This is a genomic window from Sphingomonas gilva (assembly GCF_003515075.1).
In the GTDB taxonomy this organism is placed as follows: Bacteria; Pseudomonadota; Alphaproteobacteria; order Sphingomonadales; family Sphingomonadaceae; genus Sphingomonas; species Sphingomonas gilva.
In genome coordinates this window covers 93089-113036 of sequence record NZ_QWLV01000001.1, presented here as the reverse complement: position 1 = coordinate 113036, position 19948 = coordinate 93089, and the positions used below count along the sequence as shown (strand labels likewise).

At 69.3% G+C, this 19948-nt stretch carries 21 protein-coding genes; 12 read left to right on the top strand and 9 right to left on the bottom strand.

The features are described from left to right. Positions 1 to 28: 28 nt before the first annotated feature. From D1610_RS00560 to D1610_RS00550, 3 genes are all read left to right on the top strand, one after another. The gene (locus D1610_RS00560) at positions 29 to 313 is read left to right on the top strand and encodes a metal-sensitive transcriptional regulator (RefSeq protein WP_118862204.1); all 285 of its coding nucleotides are present in this window, start codon (positions 29 to 31) and stop codon (positions 311 to 313) included. A gap of 12 nt (positions 314 to 325) precedes the next feature. Next, the gene (locus D1610_RS00555; RefSeq protein ID WP_118862203.1) at positions 326 to 1057 is read left to right on the top strand and encodes a MauE/DoxX family redox-associated membrane protein; all 732 of its coding nucleotides are present in this window, start codon (positions 326 to 328) and stop codon (positions 1055 to 1057) included. 64 nt (positions 1058 to 1121) lie between these two features. Further along, complete coding sequence (locus tag D1610_RS00550) at positions 1122 to 2048, top strand: helix-turn-helix domain-containing protein (RefSeq protein ID WP_222926899.1); 927 nt, start codon at positions 1122 to 1124, stop codon at positions 2046 to 2048. A 10-nt stretch (positions 2049 to 2058) separates the two neighbouring features. Here the strand turns inward: D1610_RS00550 and dinB are convergent, their stop codons facing one another. The 7 genes from dinB to hemC all read right to left on the bottom strand — a co-directional run bounded on the left by dinB (position 2059) and on the right by hemC (position 8084). Further along, the gene (dinB, locus tag D1610_RS00545; protein ID WP_118862201.1) at positions 2059 to 3123 is read right to left on the bottom strand and encodes a DNA polymerase IV; all 1065 of its coding nucleotides are present in this window, start codon (positions 3121 to 3123) and stop codon (positions 2059 to 2061) included. Positions 3124 to 3208: 85 nt separating this feature from the next. Then, complete coding sequence (locus D1610_RS00540) at positions 3209 to 3784, bottom strand: outer membrane protein (RefSeq protein WP_118862200.1); 576 nt, start codon at positions 3782 to 3784, stop codon at positions 3209 to 3211. A 119-nt stretch (positions 3785 to 3903) separates the two neighbouring features. Beyond that, a complete protein-coding gene (locus D1610_RS00535) occupies positions 3904 to 4359 on the bottom strand; it encodes a GreA/GreB family elongation factor (RefSeq protein ID WP_118862199.1) in 456 nt (151 codons plus the stop codon). 2 nt (positions 4360 to 4361) lie between these two features. Then, the gene (locus D1610_RS00530) at positions 4362 to 5546 is read right to left on the bottom strand and encodes an acyl-CoA dehydrogenase (RefSeq protein WP_118862198.1); all 1185 of its coding nucleotides are present in this window, start codon (positions 5544 to 5546) and stop codon (positions 4362 to 4364) included. A 5-nt stretch (positions 5547 to 5551) separates the two neighbouring features. Continuing rightward, positions 5552 to 6502, bottom strand: a complete 951-nt coding sequence (locus tag D1610_RS00525) for an MICOS complex subunit MIC60 (RefSeq protein WP_118862197.1) — start codon at positions 6500 to 6502, stop codon at positions 5552 to 5554. Further along, positions 6499 to 7179, bottom strand: a complete 681-nt coding sequence (locus D1610_RS00520) for a uroporphyrinogen-III synthase (RefSeq protein WP_118862196.1) — start codon at positions 7177 to 7179, stop codon at positions 6499 to 6501. The genes D1610_RS00525 and D1610_RS00520 overlap by 4 nt, the downstream gene beginning before the upstream one ends. Then, the gene (gene hemC, locus D1610_RS00515; protein WP_118862195.1) at positions 7176 to 8084 is read right to left on the bottom strand and encodes a hydroxymethylbilane synthase; all 909 of its coding nucleotides are present in this window, start codon (positions 8082 to 8084) and stop codon (positions 7176 to 7178) included. Before hemC ends, D1610_RS00520 begins: the two co-directional genes overlap by 4 nt. 100 nt (positions 8085 to 8184) lie before the next feature. On the opposite strand from hemC, the gene tsaD reads away from it, so the two are divergent. Both tsaD and D1610_RS00505 read left to right on the top strand, forming a co-directional pair. Beyond that, positions 8185 to 9222 carry a tRNA (adenosine(37)-N6)-threonylcarbamoyltransferase complex transferase subunit TsaD gene (tsaD, locus tag D1610_RS00510; RefSeq protein WP_118862194.1) on the top strand — a complete coding sequence of 346 codons (1038 nt, stop codon included), beginning with the start codon at positions 8185 to 8187 and terminating at the stop codon, positions 9220 to 9222. Continuing rightward, a complete protein-coding gene (locus D1610_RS00505; protein WP_118862193.1) occupies positions 9219 to 10196 on the top strand; it encodes an NAD(P)H-dependent glycerol-3-phosphate dehydrogenase in 978 nt (325 codons plus the stop codon). Before tsaD ends, D1610_RS00505 begins: the two co-directional genes overlap by 4 nt. Positions 10197 to 10226: 30 nt before the next feature. Here D1610_RS00505 and D1610_RS00500 read toward each other — a convergent pair whose 3' ends face one another. Next, a complete protein-coding gene (locus tag D1610_RS00500; RefSeq protein ID WP_182466645.1) occupies positions 10227 to 12074 on the bottom strand; it encodes an AsmA family protein in 1848 nt (615 codons plus the stop codon). Between the two features lie 40 nt (positions 12075 to 12114). Next, the gene (locus D1610_RS00495) at positions 12115 to 12273 is read right to left on the bottom strand and encodes a DUF1674 domain-containing protein (RefSeq protein WP_118862191.1); all 159 of its coding nucleotides are present in this window, start codon (positions 12271 to 12273) and stop codon (positions 12115 to 12117) included. Positions 12274 to 12337: 64 nt separating this feature from the next. Here D1610_RS00495 and htpX point away from each other — a divergent pair, with 64 nt between their 5' ends. From htpX to D1610_RS00460, 7 genes are all read left to right on the top strand, one after another. Next, positions 12338 to 13279 (top strand): zinc metalloprotease HtpX, encoded by a 942-nt coding sequence (htpX, locus tag D1610_RS00490; RefSeq protein ID WP_118862190.1) that lies wholly within the window; start codon positions 12338 to 12340, stop codon positions 13277 to 13279. A gap of 116 nt (positions 13280 to 13395) precedes the next feature. After that, a complete protein-coding gene (locus D1610_RS00485) occupies positions 13396 to 14637 on the top strand; it encodes an RsmB/NOP family class I SAM-dependent RNA methyltransferase (protein WP_245941893.1) in 1242 nt (413 codons plus the stop codon). 49 nt (positions 14638 to 14686) lie between these two features. Then, the gene (gene rpe, locus D1610_RS00480; RefSeq protein ID WP_118862188.1) at positions 14687 to 15349 is read left to right on the top strand and encodes a ribulose-phosphate 3-epimerase; all 663 of its coding nucleotides are present in this window, start codon (positions 14687 to 14689) and stop codon (positions 15347 to 15349) included. Beyond that, a complete protein-coding gene (locus tag D1610_RS00475; RefSeq protein WP_118862187.1) occupies positions 15346 to 17085 on the top strand; it encodes a heparinase II/III family protein in 1740 nt (579 codons plus the stop codon). Before rpe ends, D1610_RS00475 begins: the two co-directional genes overlap by 4 nt. 506 nt (positions 17086 to 17591) lie before the next feature. Then, a complete protein-coding gene (locus tag D1610_RS00470) occupies positions 17592 to 18125 on the top strand; it encodes a CarD family transcriptional regulator (protein WP_118862186.1) in 534 nt (177 codons plus the stop codon). A gap of 221 nt (positions 18126 to 18346) precedes the next feature. Next, positions 18347 to 19102 carry a head GIN domain-containing protein gene (locus D1610_RS00465; protein ID WP_118862185.1) on the top strand — a complete coding sequence of 252 codons (756 nt, stop codon included), beginning with the start codon at positions 18347 to 18349 and terminating at the stop codon, positions 19100 to 19102. A gap of 39 nt (positions 19103 to 19141) precedes the next feature. After that, a complete protein-coding gene (locus D1610_RS00460; protein WP_118862184.1) occupies positions 19142 to 19831 on the top strand; it encodes a head GIN domain-containing protein in 690 nt (229 codons plus the stop codon). Positions 19832 to 19948: the final 117 nt, after the last annotated feature.

Here is a 19948-nt window from a genome sequence, read left to right as displayed (position 1 = left end):
GCCAATATATACTCCCCAGGAGTATGATATGCCCGTTCGCGACGAAGAACGCCGCAAGGCCAAGGTCAACCGTTTCAACCGCATCGCCGGCCAGGTGCGCGGCATCGCGCAGATGGTCGAGGACGACCGCTACTGCATCGACATATTGCAGCAGGTGCAGGCGGTGCGCGCCGCGCTCGCCCGCGCCGAGGCGGAGGTGCTGCGCGACCATGCCGGCAGCTGCGTCGCAGGTGCGATCGCCGCGGGCGACGCCGCCGAGCAGCGGGCCAAGGTGGACGAACTCGTCCAGCTGTTCGTCAAATCCAGCCGCTGAAGGGAATCCATCATGGCGAAGCACGCCACCATCCACCGCATGGTAATGGACAAGCATGTCTGCCCCTGGGGGCTGAAGGCGCTCGACCTGCTGAAGCGGGAGGGTTTCGCGATCGAGGACAAATGGCTGACGACGCGCGCCGAGACGGACGCGTTCAAGGCCGAGCACGGCGTCGAAACCACGCCCCAGGTCTTCATCGATGGCAAGCGGATCGGCGGCTATGACGATCTGCGCGAGTTTCTCGACAAGCCCCCGCGCAATCCCGATGCTGTGACCTACAAGCCCGTCATCGCGATCTTCGCCATGGCGGCGCTGATGGCGGTCGCGGCGCACTGGGCGGCGTTCGGCAGCCTGTTCTCGGTGATGACGGCCGAATGGTTCGTCGCCTTCTCGATGAGCCTGCTCGCGCTCCAGAAGCTGCGCGACGTCGACGGCTTCGCGACGATGTTCCTCGGCTACGACCTGCTCGCCCAAAGGTGGGTGCCCTATGCGAAAATCTATCCCTTCGCCGAGGGGCTGGCGGGGGTGCTGATGATCGCGGGCGCGCTCACCTGGCTGTCGATCCCCGTCGCGCTCATCATCGGCTCGGTCGGCGCGGTATCGGTGTTCAAGGCGGTCTATATCGACAAGCGCGAGCTCAAATGCGCGTGCGTCGGCGGCGACAGCAACGTGCCCCTGGGTTTCGTCTCGCTGACCGAGAACGTCATGATGGTGGCGATGGCGTTGTGGATGCTCGCCAAATAGCCTGAGCGCCCCCTTTACCTTTGCGGCCGTTGCCGCCATCCCCAAAATTACGGCAACGGAATGAATGGGGCATTCTGGGATGATCGAGAGCGGGACGCACACGCCCGGCGTGTCGGCGGCGGACTTCGGTTTGCCGCCCGACACCGCGCTGCGCGTCGAGCGGCCCGATCCGCGGCTGGCGGATTACATCACCAACTATCACGTGCTCGACTCCGAGGGTCCTTCGGTGGCCGGCGCGGTCGAATATATGCTGCCCGGCTGGGCGGCGATCCGCATCGTGCTCGCCGACAACCCCATCGTGCTGACGCTCGGCGAGACGACCTACGATCCGCTGCCCGCCGCCTCGCTCTACGGCACCACCACGCGCGCGATGCGGCTGGTCACCAACGGCGGGGTGACGGTCGGCGCGGGGATCAGCCCGCTCGGCTGGTCGCGGCTGTTCAGCGAGCCGGCCGAGCGCTTCCGCGACCGCATCGTCCCGCTCAAGACGGCGATGGACCCGGCGCTGGTCCGCGATCTGACCGCGCGTCTGCGCGCATCGGATCAGGGCCCGGCGGTCAAGGCCATCCTCGATCGCTTCTTCATCGACCATATGGGCCCGCCCAGCCGGCACGAGCCGGCGCTGCGCGCGCTGATGGCGTTGATCGACAATGACGAGACCGAGGACCTCGCCAGCGCCGCGCAGCGCATCGGCATCGACCCGACCCGGCTGCGGCGGCTTTCGATGCGGCATTTCGGTTTCCCGCCCAAGACGCTGTTGATCCGCGCGCGCTTCATGCGGTCCTTCTTCAAGATGCGGGCCGCGCGCGACCCGGGAGATTACTCGCTGATCGCCGGCGCCTATTGCGACGCCTCGCATTTCCTGCGCGACGCCAGGCGCTTCCTCGGCATGACCCCGCGCCAGTTCCTGGCGATGCACACGCCCTATCTCGACGCCACGCTGCGCGCGCACGCGCTGGTGATCCGCGCCGCGAAGGCGAAGAACGTCTAGATCGGCGGGATCAGAGCTCGAACGCCATCTGGTTCTCGGCATCCTCGGCCTTGCGCTCGAAAGCGGAGAGCGTGACGCCAAGGAGGCGGATGCCCGCGCGCGGCGGGTAGAGCGTGCGGACCAGCTCCACCGCGAGCGGTGCGACGGCATCCGCGCCGATTGGGAGGCCGAGCGTGCGGCTGCGTGTGACCGTGGCGAAATCGGCGAAGCGCGCCTTCAGCGTCACGGTGCGGCCGGTCGCGCCGGTGCGGCGCACCCAGTCCGCCACGTCCGCCGCCATGCGCATGACGCCGGCCTCGATCTCCTCCGGGTTCAGCAGGTCGGCAGCGAAGGTCGTTTCCGAGCTGTAGGACTTGCGCGGACGATCGGGCGTGACCGCGCGATCGTCCTCGGCGCGGGCGATGGCGTGGTACCATGCGCCCGCCTTGCCGAAGCGCGCGACCAGATCGGCGAGGCTCCACCTGGCGAGATCGGCGCCGGTGTGAATGCCCAGCGCATGCATCTTCTCCGCGGTGCGCGGGCCGACGCCGTGGAACCGGCCGATGGCCAGTGCGGCGACGAAGCCGGGACCGGCGGCGGGGGTGATGACGCACTGGCCGTTGGGCTTGTTGACGTCGGAAGCGAGCTTGGCCAGCAGCTTGTTGTAGGAGACGCCGGCCGAGGCGGTGAGACCTGTATCGGCGAGGATGCGCGCGCGGATTTCCTCGGCCGTCGCGGTCGCCGAGGGAAGCCCGCGCTGGTTGGCGGTGACGTCGAGATAGGCCTCGTCGAGCGAGAGCGGCTCGACCAGCGGGGTGTATTCCTCGAAAATGTCGCGAATCTGGCGGGATACCGCGCGATAGACGTTGAAGCGCGGGCGGACGAAGACGAGGTCCGGGCAGCGGCGGAGCGCGGTGACCGAGGGCATCGCCGAGCGCACGCCGAACCTGCGCGCCTCATAGCTTGCCGCCGCCACCACGCCGCGCCCGCCCGATCCGCCGACCGCGACGGGTTTCCCCCGCAGATCGGGCGCGTCGCGCTGCTCCACCGAGGCGAAGAAGGCGTCCATGTCGACATGGATGATCTTGCGGGTCATTGCCGCGCTTCATTGGCACGCCGCGATGCCCAAGCAAAAGGGGCGCCCGGTCACCCGGACGCCCCCTTCGTTCATCGCCTGGCGATCAGAAGCGGAAGCCGACACCCGCCGCGACGTGGCGGCGCTGGAAGTTGATGCCGTACAGCTCGCCATAATCGGCATAGTTGAATTCGATCATGCCATAGGCGCGCGGACCGAAGTTGAACGCCGCGCCGAGCGCGCCCTGGACGCCGCCCTTGCTTTCGGACGCGTTGCCGAACGAAGTGTCGGCCTCCAGCGTGATGTTGGCGTAGCCGACCTTGGCGTAGATCTGCGTGTTGGCGGCGACCGCATAGCCGATCCGCGCGCCCGCGCCGAGATTGCCCTCGACACGCAGGCAATCGGGACCATCGCACAGCTCCACGCTGGAGAATTCGTAGGTGGCGTAGGGGCCGACCACGACCTTCTCTCCCGCCTTCAGATCGAAACCGATCTCGCCGCCATAGGAGACCGCGCTACCGATCTTGTAGACGTCCTCATCGCCGAGATCGTCGCCGCTGACGGTCGGCGTCTCATAGCCGATCCGCGCCTCGATGCGCGCGCCGTCGAAATCCTGCGCCAGCGCCGCGCCGGGCACGCACGCCACCAGGGCGGCGGCCGCCGCCATCATCTTCATCTTCATGATATCCCCCAAAAAAGAAGCCCGCCGGACGGCAGGCCGGGGCGCGCTTAGAGCGTCACCGAGACGGCGTCCAGCGGGATCGTTACGAACCCGTTCGTTTCGGATGCGATTGTGGCGTTTCAGCCGATCGCGACGATCTCCACCGCTTCTTCCTCTCCCGCGAAATCGACGCGCTCGCCGGCCGTCGCACCCATCACCGCGCGGGCGAGCGGGGCAGTGAAGGCGATGAGATGGGCTGCGGGGTCCGCCTCGTCATGGCCGGTGATGGTGAAGCTGCGCTCCTTGCCCTTGAGGCGGATCGTCACGCGGCTGCCGATGCCGGCTTCGCCCGCAGCGGGCGGCGGAGCGATCTGCGCCGTGGCGTGCCGGGTGGTCCAGTAGCGCAGGTCGCGGCGGAGCTTCTTGACGGCGTCCGGATCGCTTTCCGCGGCGATTTGCGCTTCGAGCGCGGCGACGCGCGCGGCGATCAGCGCCAGCCCACGCTCGGTGACGAGGTTCGGACCGACCGGGATCGGCAGCTCGAACTCGGGTTCCTTATGCTCGTCGTCGCTCTCGCGTCTGAAGGCGACGCTCACGGCTAGAAGGCCGCGATGCCGGTGATCGCGCGGCCGAGGATCAGTCCGTGGACGTCGTGCGTGCCCTCATAGGTGTTGACCGTCTCCAGATTGATCGCGTGGCGCATCACATGGAAATCGGCGGAGATGCCGTTGCCGCCGTGCATGTCGCGCGCGATGCGGGCGATATCGAGCGCCTTGCCGCAATTGTTGCGCTTGATGATCGAGATCGTCTCGGGCGCGAGCTTGTGCTCGTCGAACAGCCGGCCGGCGCGCAAGGCCGCCTGAAGACCAAGCGCGATCTCGGTCTGCATGTTGGCGAGCTTCAGCTGCACGAGCTGCTTCGAGGCGAGCGGCACGCCGAACTGCTGGCGGTCGAGGACATATTGCCGCGTCGCCTCAAGGCAGAATTCGGCCGCGCCCATCGTTCCCCATGCAATGCCGTAGCGCGCGCGGTTGAGGCAGCCGAACGGACCTTTCAGCCCCTGCACCTCGGGGAAGATCGCCTCCTCGCCGACCTCGACCCCGTCCAACACGATCTCGCCGGTGATCGAGGCGCACAGCGAGAGCTTGCCCTCGATCTTGGGGGCCGACAGCCCCTTCATGCCTTTTTCCAGGACGAAGCCGCGGATGCCGCCGCCATGCGCATCCGACTTCGCCCAGACGACGAAGACGTCGGCGATCGGCGAATTGGTGATCCACATCTTGCTGCCCGACAGGCGATAGCCGCCAGCGACCTTTTCCGCGCGGGTGCGCATGCCGCCAGGGTCCGATCCGGCGTCGGGCTCGGTCAGGCCGAAGCAGCCGACCAACTCGCCCGAGGCGAGACCGGGGAGATATTTCCGCTTCTGCTCTTCCGAGCCATAGGCGTTGATCGGATGCATGACGAGGCTCGACTGCACCGACATCGCCGAGCGATAGCCCGAATCGACCGCCTCGACCTCGCGCGCGACGAGGCCGTAGGCGACATAGTTGAGCCCCGCCCCGCCATATTCCTCCGGGATGGTCGGGCCGAGCAGGCCCAATCGCCCCATCTCGCGCATGATCTCGCGATCGAAATCCTCGTCGAGAAAGGCGCGGGTGACGCGCGGCAGCAGCTCGCCGCGGGCATAGTCGCGCGCGGTGTCGCGAACCATGCGTTCCTCGTCGCTCAGCAGCCCTTCGATGTCGAAGGGGTCCTGCCAGTCGAAGCGGGCCATGCCGCTCATGTCGGTTACTCCGTTGGTTGGTTGGGCGCGGGCTGGGGAGGCGGCGCGGTGATCGCGGCCGGGGCGGTCGTCGTCGGAGGAGGAGGGAGCGCGGCCGCCGCGGCGGCGGCGCGCTGCGGCTCGACGATCGCGGCGGTCTCCAGCACGTCCAGCGCGCGGCGCGCCTGGATGTAGCGGCGCGCGGCGGTCATCCACGCCGCCGCCTTGTCGCGGCCGGGCAGGCGCGCGACCTCGGCGAGCGCGGCGTCGACATTGCCGCCCTCCATCATCCGGCGGGCGCGGGCCAGCCGGTCGGTCGAGCGCGGACTGGGCGTGCCGGTCTTGCGCAGCACGATCAGGCTCGACAGCTCGCGCCGCACCGCATCCCACCAACTGGTCTCGTTGGCGGGGGTGGTGAGTTCGGGCGCGAGCTCATCGAGGCCGATGCGCAGCGCCTCCAGCGTCACCGGATTGCGCGCCGCCTGGATGGTGACCGCGACCGCACGCGGTTGCGTCGCGCCGAAGCGGTCGCGTAGCTGGCCCTCGAGATAGCCGAGGCCGAGGCCGCGATCGAGCGCGCGGCGCGCGGCGAAGGCGACGAGCAGCCCTTCGGCGCGCGAGGCATGGCCCGACGCCGCCGACGCCCGCGTGTCGATCAGCGCGAGCCGCGATTCGAGCGCGCCGATCCGGGCCGAAAGCTGCGATTCGCGGGTGGCGATCTCGGCCAGGGCATAGGGATCGGGAACGGCGACGGCCTGTGTCGCGGACGGCTGCGACGTGGCGGCGGGGGCAGTGACCGGCGCAGATGTGCGGGTCGCGCCGAACCAGCCGCGCCAGCCGTCCCAGCGGCTGAACAGCAGGCCGGCGAGCACCACGCCGAGGACGAGCGCGAGGAGCAGCAGGATGAGCAGCGCGCGCGTGCCCAGGCCCCGGCGTTCGGGAACGGCGACGGGCGCGGTTTCGGGATCGGCGATCATCGCGACCGCTTATCCGCGTGTGCGCGGGCGCGGTCAATCGCGGCGGCGACCAGCGCGGCGTCGGTCGGTCGCGTGGCGACGGCTACGCCCGCCCAGCCGGGGCCCGCGGCGTCGGCGGCGGCCGCGCTGATGACGGCGAGATGGATCGTGCCGCGGCTGCCTGGCGTCACGATCTCCGCGAGCCGCGCTGCGGCGCGGGGCGAATGGACCAGGGCCACCGCACCGGCCAGTGCGGCGGGATCGACCGGGATCGGCGCCGCCCGGTAAGTGGCGATGACGGTGAGGTTCGGCCTTGCGGGCTTCGGGCGGTGATCCTCACCCGCCAGCCACAAAGCGCGTGCGACGCCGGCGTCGGCCATCGCCCCGAAAAGCGCGGCGGCGTCGCTCGATCCGGCATGGGCGACCGTCAGCCCCGCCTCGCGCGCGGCTTGCGCGGTCGCCTCTCCCACCGTCCACACCGGGAGCGCGGCCAAGAAGGCAAGCTCCGGTCCGGCAAGCGTGACGGTGTTTACGCTGGTCAGCGCCAGCGCGTCGAAGCCTGCCGGATCGGGCGCGTTCCAGGCCAGGGGTTCGAGCGCGAACAGCGGCAGGCCAATCCCCTCACCGCCCGCTTCGGCGATCCGCGCGAGCGTCGTGCCGGCGCGCTCGCGCGGGCGAAGAACGACCAGCCGCCTCATCCAGCGAACAGCGCACGCACCGAGGCGGGCGCGCGCGCGAGCAGATCAGCGGCGAGGCGTTCGCCGACATCGGCGCCCTTGTCGATTCGGCCGCTGACCTGCGCGCTGCCGTCGATCGCGTAAAGCGTGGCGGAAAGCTGAACCGCGTCGCCATCGCACATCGCGAGCGCGGCGACCGGCGACCGGCAGTCCGCGCCGAGCGCTGCGAGCAGCGCGCGTTCGACCTTCACCGCAACCGAGGTCGCGATATCGTCTATCGCCGCCAGCCGGTCGCGCATCGCCGCGTCCTCAGCGCGACATTCGATCCCAACCGCGCCCTGGGCAGGCGCAGGGAGCATGACGTCGACCGGAACGGCCACGCCGACGTCATGATGACCCAGCCGGCCAAGGCCCGCCGCGGCGAGCAGCGTCGCATCGGCCTCACCCGCTTCGAGCTTGGCGAGCCGCGTCGCGACATTGCCGCGGAACAGCACGACGCGCAGATCGGGGCGCAGCGCCTGCACCTGCGCGGTGCGGCGCGGGCTCGACGTGCCGATGCGGGCGAATGCGGGCAGCGCTTCGATCGACTCGGCGCCGATCAGACGGTCGCGCACATCGGCGCGCGGCAGCATCGCGGCGATGGCGATCTCGACCGGCCGGATCGTCTCGACATCCTTCATCGAATGGACGGCGCAATCGATCTCGCCCGCCATCAGCGCGCGGTCCAGCTCCTTGGTCCACAGCGCCTTGCCGCCGAGTTCGGCGAGCGCGCGGTCCTGGATGCGGTCGCCGGAGGTGACGACGGGGACGATCTCGAAGGCGTCTTCGGTGAGGCCGTGCGCCGCCATCAGCGCCGCGCGCACCATGTTCGCCTGGATGAGCGCCAGCGGAGAGCCGCGCGTGCCGATGCGGATGGGTAAAGTCACCGCGCCCCTTTACCGCCTATCCATAAGGTGTCGAATCCCCCGCGCCCTTCCTTGTCGAAGGAGGGTTTAAGAAGGGGCAAGTAGGAAGCTACAGAGGCGCATGACCACGATCATCCTCGGCCTGGAATCGAGCTGCGACGAGACGGCGGCGGCGCTGGTGACCGACGACCGGCGCATCCTGGCGCACAAGCTCGCCGGGCAGGAGGCCGCGCACCGGCCTTATGGCGGGGTGGTGCCCGAAATCGCCGCGCGGGCGCATGTCGAGATATTGATGCCGCTGGTCGAAACCGCGCTGGTCGAGGCGGGCGTCGAACTCGCCGATGTCGATGCGATCGCGGCGACGGCAGGGCCGGGGCTGATCGGCGGCGTCATGGTGGGGCTGGTCACGGGCAAGGCGCTGGCGCTCGCCGCGGGCAAGCCGCTGGTCGCGGTCAACCATCTGGAGGGACATGCGCTGTCGCCCCGACTGGCCGATCCCGATCTGGAATTCCCCTATATGCTGCTGCTGGTCAGCGGCGGGCATTGCCAGTTGCTGCGCGTCGAGGGGGTCGGGCGCTATCGCCGGCTGGCGACGACGATCGACGACGCCGCGGGCGAAGCGTTCGACAAGACCGCCAAGCTGCTCGGCCTCGGCTTCCCCGGCGGGCCAGCGGTGGAACGGGCGGCGGCAGCGGGCGATCCCCATGCGGTGCCGCTGCCGCGCCCGTTGGTCGGCACGGCCGAGCCGCATTTCTCCTTCGCCGGCTTGAAAAGCGCCGTCCTGCGCGCGCGCGACGCTGGAATCCACCGCGCCGACGACATCGCGGCGAGCTTCCAGCAGGCGGTGGTCGATTGCCTGATCGACCGCACGCGACGCCAGCTGGCCGATGCCGACGAGCTCACCGCTTTGGTCGTCGCGGGCGGGGTGGCGGCGAATACAGTGGTGCGTGGCAACCTGGAGGCGCTCGCCGCTGAATATGGCCTGCCCTTCGTCGCGCCGCCCCAATGGCTCTGCACCGACAATGCGGCGATGATCGCCTGGGCGGGGGCGGAGCGTTTCGGTGCGGGGCTGACCGACGATCTGGGCGTCGCGGCGCGGGCGCGCTGGCCGCTCGATCCGGAGGCGCAGGCGGCCCGCGGCGCGGGGGTGAAGGCATGAGGATCGGGGTGATCGGCGGCGGCGCCTGGGGCACCGCGCTAGCCCAGGTTGCGGCTTCGGGCGGCGAACCGGTGCTGCTCTGGGCGCGTGAGGCCGAGGTGGTCGACACGATCAACATCTTCCATGAAAACCGGCTGTTCCTGCCGGGCGCGAAGCTGTCACCGGCGATTCGGGCGACGGGCGACCTAGCCGATCTCATCGGCATGGACGCGCTGCTGGTCGTCGCGCCCGCGCAGCATGTTCGCGCAGTGCTGGGGGACATCGCGGTGGGCGAGACGCCGCTGGTGCTCTGCGCCAAGGGCATCGAGGCGGGAACCGGGCGGCTGGTGGGGGAGGTTGCGGCCGAGGCGCATCCAGGCGCCCCAATCGCGGTGCTGTCCGGCCCCACCTTCGCGCATGAGGTGGCGAAGGGGCTGCCTACCGCGGTCACGCTCGCCTGCGCCGATGAGGCGTTGCGCGACCGGCTGGCGGCGCGCCTCGCCGGCCCCGCCTTCCGCACCTATGCCAGCCATGACGTCATCGGCGCGGAGATCGGCGGCGCGGTCAAGAATGTGCTGGCGATCGCCTGCGGCGTGGTCGAGGGCGCGGGGCTCGGCCTCAACGCGCGCGCCGCGCTGATCGCGCGAGGCTTCGCCGAGATGACCCGTTTCGGCGTCGCGCGCGGCGGTCAGGCGGAAACGCTCGCCGGGCTTTCGGGGCTGGGCGATCTGGTGCTGACCTGCTCCTCGACCAGCTCGCGCAACTTCTCGCTCGGTGTCGGGCTGGGCCAGGGGCGGGCGGCGGCCGAACTGCTCGCCGACCGGCGGACCGTGGCCGAGGGCGCGTTCACCGCGCCGGTGCTCCAGGCGGAAGCGGCGAAGGCGAGGGTCGAGATGCCGGTGACCGATGCGGTGTGCGCCTTGCTGGAGGGCGCGCCGGTTGGTGAAGTGGTGCGCGAGCTCTTGGCGCGGCCATTGCGGGCGGAAACGGTCTAAGATCCTCCCTCGCGTAGCGGGGGAGGAATTTCAGCGCAACGCTCTCTCGCTCAGCGCCGTGCAGTTCGCGTTCGTCGCAAGCGGCGCTTGGTCGCCGATGATCGCCTTGCCCAGCATCTTGAGCACGCTGCCTACCGTCTTGGTGCCCTTGGGCGGAAACGCCTCGGGGTTCTTGATCGTGCCGCCGATCGGCAGCGGCTTGTCGTAACGCAGCAGGCTCGATTTCTTGGGCGCGCCGGTCAGCATCCAGTCGAGCCGCTCGGTCTTCAGATCGATCGTTCCCGTCACCCGCGCCTGGCTGCGCGAGGTGTCGACGATCAGCGGCGAGAGGCGACCGGTGCCGTTGCGCACGTCCATATGGAAGACCAGACAGCGCAGCGCCGCCTCCTCGTCCTCATCGGTCGTCACCCCGCGGCCGATATCGAGGCCGATGAACGAGGCCATCCGCGCGGGAAGCCGGCCGTTTCCGGCAACCAGGCCGACGCTGCCGTTCGATCGGCCGATCGCCGCGCGCACCGTCCGCCCCGGGCCGGTCAGCCGCGCGCGGCCCTTGAGCCAGCCGGACATGTCGCCATGGCCGGCGAAGGTGGCGAGCGTCGAATCGGCCAGCGTCAGGTCGAGCGTCAGCAGCGGCACTTCGCGGTTCCGCGCATTCACCACCGCGCGGCCGGACATGACGCCGCGCGTCAGCCGCGCCGTGACGGGCTCGACGGTCAGCACCAGATTGTCGAGCTTGAGCACGCCCTTCAGCGACCTGAAGGGCGCAGGATTGCGCCAGCGCAGACGCTTGATGTCGAATTCGATCCGCCCGTCGGTGTTCTTCATGTTGGCGATGTCGATATCGGTATCGGGAATGATCCGCGGACCCAGCCGCGCGCGCTTGGCCCGGCCGCGAGCCAGCCCGGCATCGTCCGACAGATCGTCGAAGTCGAAGCCGTTCGACGTCATCTTGCCTGTGATGATGCTGCGGCCGTCGCGCTTCTCGACGGTGACATGGCCGGCAATATCCGAATTGCCGATCACGCCCTTCAGATTGGCGACGATCCAGTCGGGGCTGGCGCGGCGAATGTCCGCCGCGAGCGAGACCGGCTGGGTGGCGGGCAGGCCGGCCTCGATCACCGCATCGAGCAGCCGCAGCGAATTGCCGCGCGCCGTGACCTTGCCGGTGAAATGGCCGGTGTCGAGCGGCGAATCCATTCGCCCGTCGAGCCGCATGGCGATCGCCGCGCCTTCGATCCGCGCGACGAAGGGCCATGTGCCGCCATCCTTCGTGATCGGCGCGCCTTGCGCGGCGATGCGGACGGGGTGGCCCTGGATCGCGCCGGTTCCAGCCGCGCGTAACCCGCGCTCATCGAAGTCGACACGCAGTTCGGCCCGCCGATCGCGCTTCCGATCGGTATAGCGCACCAGCGCGTCATCGATCCGCACCGATTCGAGCCCGAGCGGCGAGCTGCCCTCGGACGCGGCGGGCTTTTCGCGCTGCCAGTTTTCGCGGCCGTCCTCATGGCGGATCAGATTTGCGACCAGGCCGTTGAGCGCGATGCCGCTGGGATCGAAACTGCCGCGGATCGCGCGGATCACCGGCACCTTGAGTCGCGCTTCCTCGAGCGTCAGCAAATCACCCTCTCCCGCCCAGGCCGGCTGGGCGATGCGCACGTCCCGGATGATGATCGTCGGATTGAAGGAAAAGGCCTCCGCCCGTTCGATACTGCCGATCCGTGCCGGATTGCCCGTGGCGTCGGTGATTGCAGCTTCGACCCGGCCCTTGAGCCAGCCGACCGGCGCTGCGGCGATCGCGAGCACCGCCAGCAACAAGAGCGCGATGAGCGCGAATCCCGCCCAGATCAAATATTTGCGCCAGGCGTGCGATCGCTCCACGCCGTCTGAGACGCTTTCGTGACGGCCTCGTTCCGAATCCTCAGAAATCGACCGCGATCCCGTTGCGCTCCCAGTCGCCATAGCGGGTGGGATCCTGGCCGTCGGGGTCGCTGGTTGGCCTGACCGGTTCAGGTTCGGGCACGGGCGGGCTCTTCGACAGATGCGCGGGCGGCTTCAGGTGCGGCGGGCGTTGGCCCATGGCGGCGATCCTTGCGCGAAACGGGGTGTTCCACCACATTGGACGGACAAAGGAGACGATACAAGTGAACGGCCTCAAGACGACCATGCTGCTGGCGGCGCTGACCGCCTTGTTCATGGGTCTGGGTTACACCTTCGGCGGTGCATCGGGCGCGGTGATCGCGCTGCTGGTGGCGGCAGGCATGAACCTGTTCACCTTCTGGAACGCCGACAAGATCGTGCTCAGGATGCACCGCGCGCGTGAGGTCGACGCGGCGAGCGCGCCCGAATTCCACGGGCTGGTGAAGCAGCTGGCCGACCGGGCCGGGTTGCCGATGCCCAGGACCTATATCGTCGACGATCCGCATCCCAACGCGTTCGCCACCGGCCGCAATCCCGAGAATGCGGCGGTCGCGGCGACGACCGGGCTGCTCGCCATACTCACCCGCGACGAGATCGCCGGGGTGATGGCGCACGAGCTGGCGCATGTGAAGAACCGCGACACCCTGATCATGACGATGGTCGCGACGATCGCCGGCGCGATCTCGCTGCTCGCCAATTTCGGGCTGTTCTTCCGCGGCGGGGACAGCCGCGGCAACATGGTCGCGATGCTGCTGGCGGTGATCGTCGCCCCCTTCGCCGCGATGATCGTCCAAATGGCGATCAGCCGCACCCGCGAATATGGCGCGGACGCGGGCGGCGCGGAGATCTCCGGCAATCCGCGCGCATTGGCCTCCGCGCTCGCCAAGCTCGCGCACGGGGCGCAGGCGATCCCCAACCACACGGTCGAGCGCAATCCAGCGGTGGCGCAGCTCTATATCGTGCCGGCGCTGACCGGGCGCGGCGGCGACAGCATGTTTTCGACCCATCCCGACACCGGCAACCGAATCGCTGCGCTGGAAGCGATGGCGGTGGAGATGGGGCAGGCGCCGGCCGCGATGGCCGCGCCAGTTGAGCGCCCGCGCATGTCGGCAGTGCCTAGATCGCGCCGCCGCTCGAGTGCGCTCGATCCGCATTCGCGAGGTTGATTTTCCATTGATTATCTCGTCGCCCCTGCGAAGGCAGGGGCCTGCAGGTTTGTGGCACATCCGGCGTCGCCCAAGCCGCTATAGGCCCCTGCCTTCGAAGGGGCGACGAGGATAGAGTGACGGAAACAACCGGCGTTCCCGCGCGATTGGCCGCGCTCAAGCTGCTCGATGCGGTGCTGCGCCAGGGCTTGCCGCTGGAGGCGGCGCTGGAGCGTGCCGGCGCCGGACTCGCCCCGCGCGATCGGGGTCTCGCCCATGCCATCGCCGCCGCCGTCATTCGCTGGCTGCCCGATCTCGACGAGCTGATCGATTCGGCGACGCGCAACCGGCTGGCCGACGATGCCAAGGCGCGGATGGCGCTGCGCATCGCCATCGCCCAGGCGCTGGTGCTGAAAACGCCGGGCCATGCCGCGATCTCGACCGTGCTGCCCTTGGTCGACGGCGGACCGCGCAAGCTGGTCCACGGGGTGTTCGGCACGCTGATGCGCAAGAACGTCGCGCTGCCCGACCGGCCGACCCTGCCCTATGCCACCCTCTATCGCTGGCAGAAGAATTGGGGCGACGTGATGCTCGCCGCCGCCGAGCATGCCATCGCCGATCAGCCGCCGATGGATATCGCGCTAAAGGGTGATGGCCCCGTGCCGGAGGGCGTGTCGCTGGCGCCCAACCATATGCGGCTGGGCGATCATGGGCCGGTCACCGAGATACCCGGTTTTGCGGAAGGATCATGGTGGGTGCAGGATCTCGCCGCGCAGATTCCGGCGCGGTTGCTCGGCCTGAATGGTGGCCATGTCCTCGACCTGTGCGCCGCGCCGGGGGGCAAGACGCTGCAGCTGGCGAGCGCGGGATGGAACGTCACCGCGGTCGACGCCTCGGATAGTCGTCTGGCGCGACTTCGCGAAAATCTCGAACGTACCGGGCTGGAGGCGGAGGTGATCACTGCCGACCTGCTCGACTGGAAGCCGTCGGCGCCCGCCGATGCGGTGCTGCTCGACGCGCCCTGTTCGGCAACCGGCATCTTCCGCCGCCACCCCGACGTGCTCCACCGCGTTCGCCCCAAGGTGATCGCCGAAATGGCCGCGGTGCAGGCGAAGCTGCTCGCCCGCGCGGCGCGGTGGGTCAAGCCGGGAGGCCGGCTGGTCTACGCCACCTGCTCGCTGGAGCCGGAGGAGGGCGAGGATCAGCTAGCCGCCTTCCTGATGGCGCATGGCGGCTTCCGGCTCGATCCGGTGCGCGCGGACGAGCTGCCCGCTGGCGTCACGCCGTCAGCGAACGGCACGGTCCGCACCCTGCCGACAATGCTCGCGGACCAGGGCCGCCTCGACGGATTCTTTGTGGCGCGATTGGTGCGCGTTTAGGCTCTTCCCCGGTTGCTAGCGCACGCGGGCACGCCTAAGCCTGCACGGCATGTCGCGTCCCATCCTGATCGCCCCATCCATTCTTTCCGCCGATTTCGCGCGGCTGGGCGAGGAGGTGCGCGCGATCGACGAGGCGGGGGCCGATTACATCCATGTCGATGTGATGGACGGGCATTTCGTGCCCAACATCACCATCGGGCCGGCGGTGGTTAAGGCGTTGCGCCCGCACACGGCGAAGCCCTTCGACGTCCATCTGATGATTTCGCCGGTCGATCCCTATCTCGACGCCTTTGCAGAGGCCGGGGCGGACATCATCACCATCCATCCCGAGGCCGGGCCGCACGCCCATCGCACGATCCAGCGGATCAAGGCGCTGGACAAGCTGGCCGGCGTGGTGCTCAACCCCGCCACGCCCGCGAAGATGCTCGATTACCTGATCGACATGGTCGATCTGGTGCTGGTGATGAGCGTCAATCCCGGCTTCGGCGGGCAGAGCTTCATCGACAGCCAGCTGAGGAAGATCGAGGCGATCCGCAAGCTGATCGATCAGACCGGACGCGACATCCGGCTGGAGGTCGATGGCGGCATCACCACCAAGACCGCGCCGCGCGCGATCGCCGCGGGAGCCGATGTGCTGGTCGCCGGCACAGCGACATTTAGCGGCGGGCCAGCGCGATACGCGGCCAATATCGCGGCGCTGAGGGGGCATTGAGCGGCTTCCATCCGATCGACGCCGCCGCCGACGGGATCGAACAGGGCCGCCGGCTGATCCGGCTGGGCGGCGACAAGGGACTGTCGCTCGCTGAACGACTGTCGAACCGTTTCAACCGGTTGACGTGGCGGACGCCGTTGCACAACTTCCGTTTGCGGGGGCGTTTTCCCCTGAAGCTGATCGCGGTGCCCGACGATCCGATCCCGGGAGACGCGACCGAGGGGCAGGCGATCATGGACGGGGTGCTGCGCCACCGCGGCACCGCGCGTGCGATCGAGGAGCTCGACTTCGCCCGTCCAGACGCGCCGGCCTCGTTCGTCGACCATCTCCACGGCTTCGCCTGGCTGCGCGACATCGCCGCCGCGGTGCCGCGCAAGGAAGGCGCGGCGGTCGCCGAGCAGATCATGCGGCTGTGGCTGGCGGCGCACGCGGACACGGTGACCGACCCCGCCTGGCGCTATGACGTCACGGGCAAGCGGTTGCTGATGTGGACCGCGCACGCGCCGCTGATCCTGTCGAGCGGGGACCTGGTCTACCGATCGGCGGTGCTCAACGCGCTGGCGCGCCAGGCGCGGCATCTCGACCGCGGGGCGGAGCGCAGCCCCCAGGGCGCGCCGAGGATTGCCGCCTGGTGCGGCGTCATCGCCGCCGGGCTGCTGATCCCGGGCGGCGACCCGCGCCGCCAGTTCGGCGAGGCGGGATTGACCCGCACGCTGTCGCAGGCGGTGTTCGAGGATGGCGGCCTCACCGCGCGCTCGCCGGTCGCGCAGCTCGAGGCGATCGCGCTGCTCGCGCAGCTCCGCCAGGTCTATGACGCGCGGCGCGAGGAGCTGCCCGCGCCGATCCAGACCGCGCTCAACCGGATGGTGCCCGCGCTGCTCGGCGTGGTGCATGGAGACGGCGGGCTTTCGAGCTGGCAGGGCGGCGCGCCGATCGACGGCGAGAGCGTGCGCGCGGTGATCGCCGCCTCGGGCGTGCGTGCCCGGCCGCTCAGGCAGGCGCGCGACTGGGGTTACCAGCGCATGGCGGTGGCCGATACGACGGTGATCGTCGACGCCGCCCCGCCACCCGTCGCGCGGCTCACCGAGGGCGGCTGCGCCTCGACGCTCGCCTTCGAACTTTCCGACGGGCCCAAGCGGCTGATCGTCAATTGCGGCGGCGCGCGCATGGCCTCGCCGCGCGTGCCGGCGCATCTGTGCGAGGGCCTCAGGACCACCGCGGCGCATTCGACGCTCATCCTCAAGGACAGCAACTCGACCGCGATCCATGCCGACGGGACGCTGGGGCGCGGCGTGTCCGAGGTCGAGCTCGATCGACAGGAGAGCGAGGGCGGCAGCCGCATCGAGGCGAGCCATGACGGCTATCTGCGCCGCTTCGGCTTCCTCCATCGGCGCGTGCTGGTGCTGACGGGCGACGGACGCGAGCTGCGCGGCGAGGACCTGCTGCTCCCCGCCCCGCGCGCGCGCCGCAAGCCCGAAGGGGCGGGCTTCGCGATCCGCTTCCACCTCGCGCCCGGGGTCGAGGCCTCGCCGACCGCCGACGGCCAGGGCGCGCTCCTGCGCCTGCCCGACGGGCCGCTGTGGCAGTTCCGCGTCAAGGGCGCGGGCCTCAGCATGGAGGACAGCCTGTGGATCGACGGCGGCGGCCGCCCGCGCGCGAGCTGGCAGATGGTCGTGATCGGCGAGGCGGCGGCGGGCGGCGCCAGCGTCAGCTGGGCGCTCCGGCGGATGGGGTGAAAGGCGGCCACTCTTGGAGCGGGACCGATATTTGTTCTCGGGGAATCATCAATCCTGTCCCTCGTCACCCCGGACCTGTTCCGGGGTCCATCGGGCGGCGAGGTCGAAGCTGGAGATTCAAGCGGTGCGCTTGCGGCACCATTGCCCCCGGAACAAGTCCGGGGTGACGGGAAGACGGGGCAAATTATGCATCACCCGGCCGCGGCTCAGCGACTTGATGCGCGGCAAGCTCGGCAAGTTTCGCTTGATGCGCTGGTCAACCCTGGCTTCCACGGCAGGGCTGGCCCTCGATATCAGGATCGCCGACGCCGCCTGAGCCTGGGCCCCGGCCCAGCGACGCCGGGCTGGTAATTTTGTTACGAATCTGCTAAACGGGTTCCGACATGACGGGTGCGACCGGCGCCCGTCTTCGGAGACGTGCAACACTCATTGCATCGCTGGATCGGATCGGAAGGTTTGTCGCGCCTTCCGCCCGCGGCGATTCACCCGACGAAAGGTAGGTTAGAATGGCTTCCAAGGCATTGTCCTTCGATGTCGGCGATTATGTCGTCTATCCCAAGCATGGGGTCGGCCGCGTGATCGAGCTTCAGAAATCCGAGATCGCGGGCATGCAGCTCGAACTTTATGTGCTGCGTTTCGAAAAAGAGAAGATGACGCTCCGCGTGCCGACCAACAAGGCCGAGAGCGTCGGCATGCGCAAGCTTTCGTCGGACAAGACGCTGAAGGAAGCGCTCGATACGCTGACCGGCAAGCCGCGCGTCAAGCGGACCATGTGGTCGCGTCGCGCGCAGGAATATGAGGCGAAGATCAATTCGGGCGACCTGGTGTCGATCGCCGAGGTGGTCCGCGACCTGTTCCGCGCCGACGACCAGCCCGAGCAGAGCTATTCCGAGCGGCAGATCTTCGAGGCGGCGACCAGCCGCCTCGCCCGCGAGCTCGCCGCGATGGAGCAGGTCGACGAGCCGACCGCGCAGGAGAAGATCCTGGAAATCCTGCGCAAGGCGGCGGCGATCTACAACAAGGAAAAGGCCGAGGCCTGATCGCAGCCGACTGTTCACCACGTCATGCCGGACCCGTCCCGGCATTCATTGCGTCACGCGCGTTCCGCTTGCGGAAAGATGGACCCCGGACCAAGTCCGGGGTGACGATGGAATGCAGATGCGATCTCTCACGAAAAGGCGGTCCCGCGGGGCCGCCTTTTTTCGTTTGCGGCCGGGTGAGGCGGGGTGTATTAGGTGCATAACACGCCAGGGAGGACACCATGCGCAAATCGATATTTCTGCCGCTGATCGGCGCGATCACGATCGCCGCCTGCAACGACAGCACCGCCAGCACCACCGACGCCAAGGTCACGCCGTCGGGCCAGCAGGGCCAGCGCCAGTTCCAGCTCGCCAATTTCGACACCGTATCCCTGGAAGGCCCCGACAATGTCGAGGTGCGCGTCGGCCCGGCCTTCTCCGTCACCGCGCAGGGCGACACCGGCGTGCTCAAGGCGCTCGAGATCAAGCTCGACGGGTCCGAGCTCGAGATCGGGCGCAAGAACCAGCGCAGCGGCTTCCGCTGGGGCAATGACGAGGGCGACGAGGCCGGCCCGCTCAAGGTGATCGTGACGATGCCGGCGATCCGCGCCGCGAACCTCGCCGGATCGGGCGACATGAGCGTCGACAAGGTGAGCGGCGACAGCTTCGACGCCGCGCTCGCCGGATCGGGCGACATGCTGCTGGGCGCGCTCGCGGTGAAGACCGCCGAGCTGTCGATCGCCGGATCGGGCGACATCAAGGCGAGCGGCGCCGCCGACCAGGTGTCGGTCTCGATCGCCGGATCGGGTGACGCCGACGGATCGGGGCTGGCGGCCAAGGCCGCGGACGTGTCGATCGCGGGGTCCGGCAATGTCCGCCTGGCGGTGGACGGCGCGGCCGACGTCTCGATCGTCGGTTCGGGCGACGTCGATCTGGGCCCCAAGGCGCGTTGCCAGAAATCGATCATGGGCGCGGGCGACGTCATCTGCGGCGGCTGACGCTTGCCTGAGGCGCGGGCGCGTGCGACGCTCGCGCCCATGCTGACGCGCCTGGTTCTGCTGTTGCTGCTGCTCGCCGCCCCCGCGGCGGCGGCGGAACGCAGTTATTCGGTCACCGATTTCGACCGCATCCGCGTCGAAGGGCCGTTCCGCATCACCGTGACGACGGGAAGCGCGGTGACGGCGCGCGCCGAGGGCGACCAGCGCGCGCTGGACGGCCTGGTGCTGCGGGTCGACGGGCGGACGCTGGTGGTGCGCATGGGAGATCGCGGCTGGGGCGGCTATCCCGGCGAGACCCCGCCGCCGCCGAGCATCCGCCTGACCGCGCCAAACCTGCGCGCGGCGGTGGTGACCGGCGGCGCGGTGCTCGACATCTCGGCGATGAAGGCGCCCCGCGTCGACCTGACGCTGACCGGATCGGGCAGCATCACCGCGCCCGCGATCGAGGCGGACCGGCTGGTGGCGAGCCTGATGGGCACCGGCCGGCTGGTGATGGGCGGCCGCGCGCTCATCGCCTCGGTGCAATCGCGCGGCGCGGGCGATATCGATGCGAGCGCGCTGGCGGTCGGCGACCTGACGGTCAATTCCGAAAGCGCGGGCGAGGCGAAGTTCAACGCCGAACGGAGCGTGCGTGTGGTCTCGCTGGGCGCGGGCGCGATCAGCGTGGCGGGCGATGCGGCGTGCACGGTGCAATCGACCGGGGTCGGGCCGGTGGCGTGCAATCGGTGATATGGGTGGACGACATTCGGAGGGATTGGTTCACGCGGAGGCGCGGAGAAGAAGAAGTTGGTTCACGCGAAGGCGCGAAGGCGCGAAGAAAGAAGAAGGGGTTCGCGCAGAGACGCG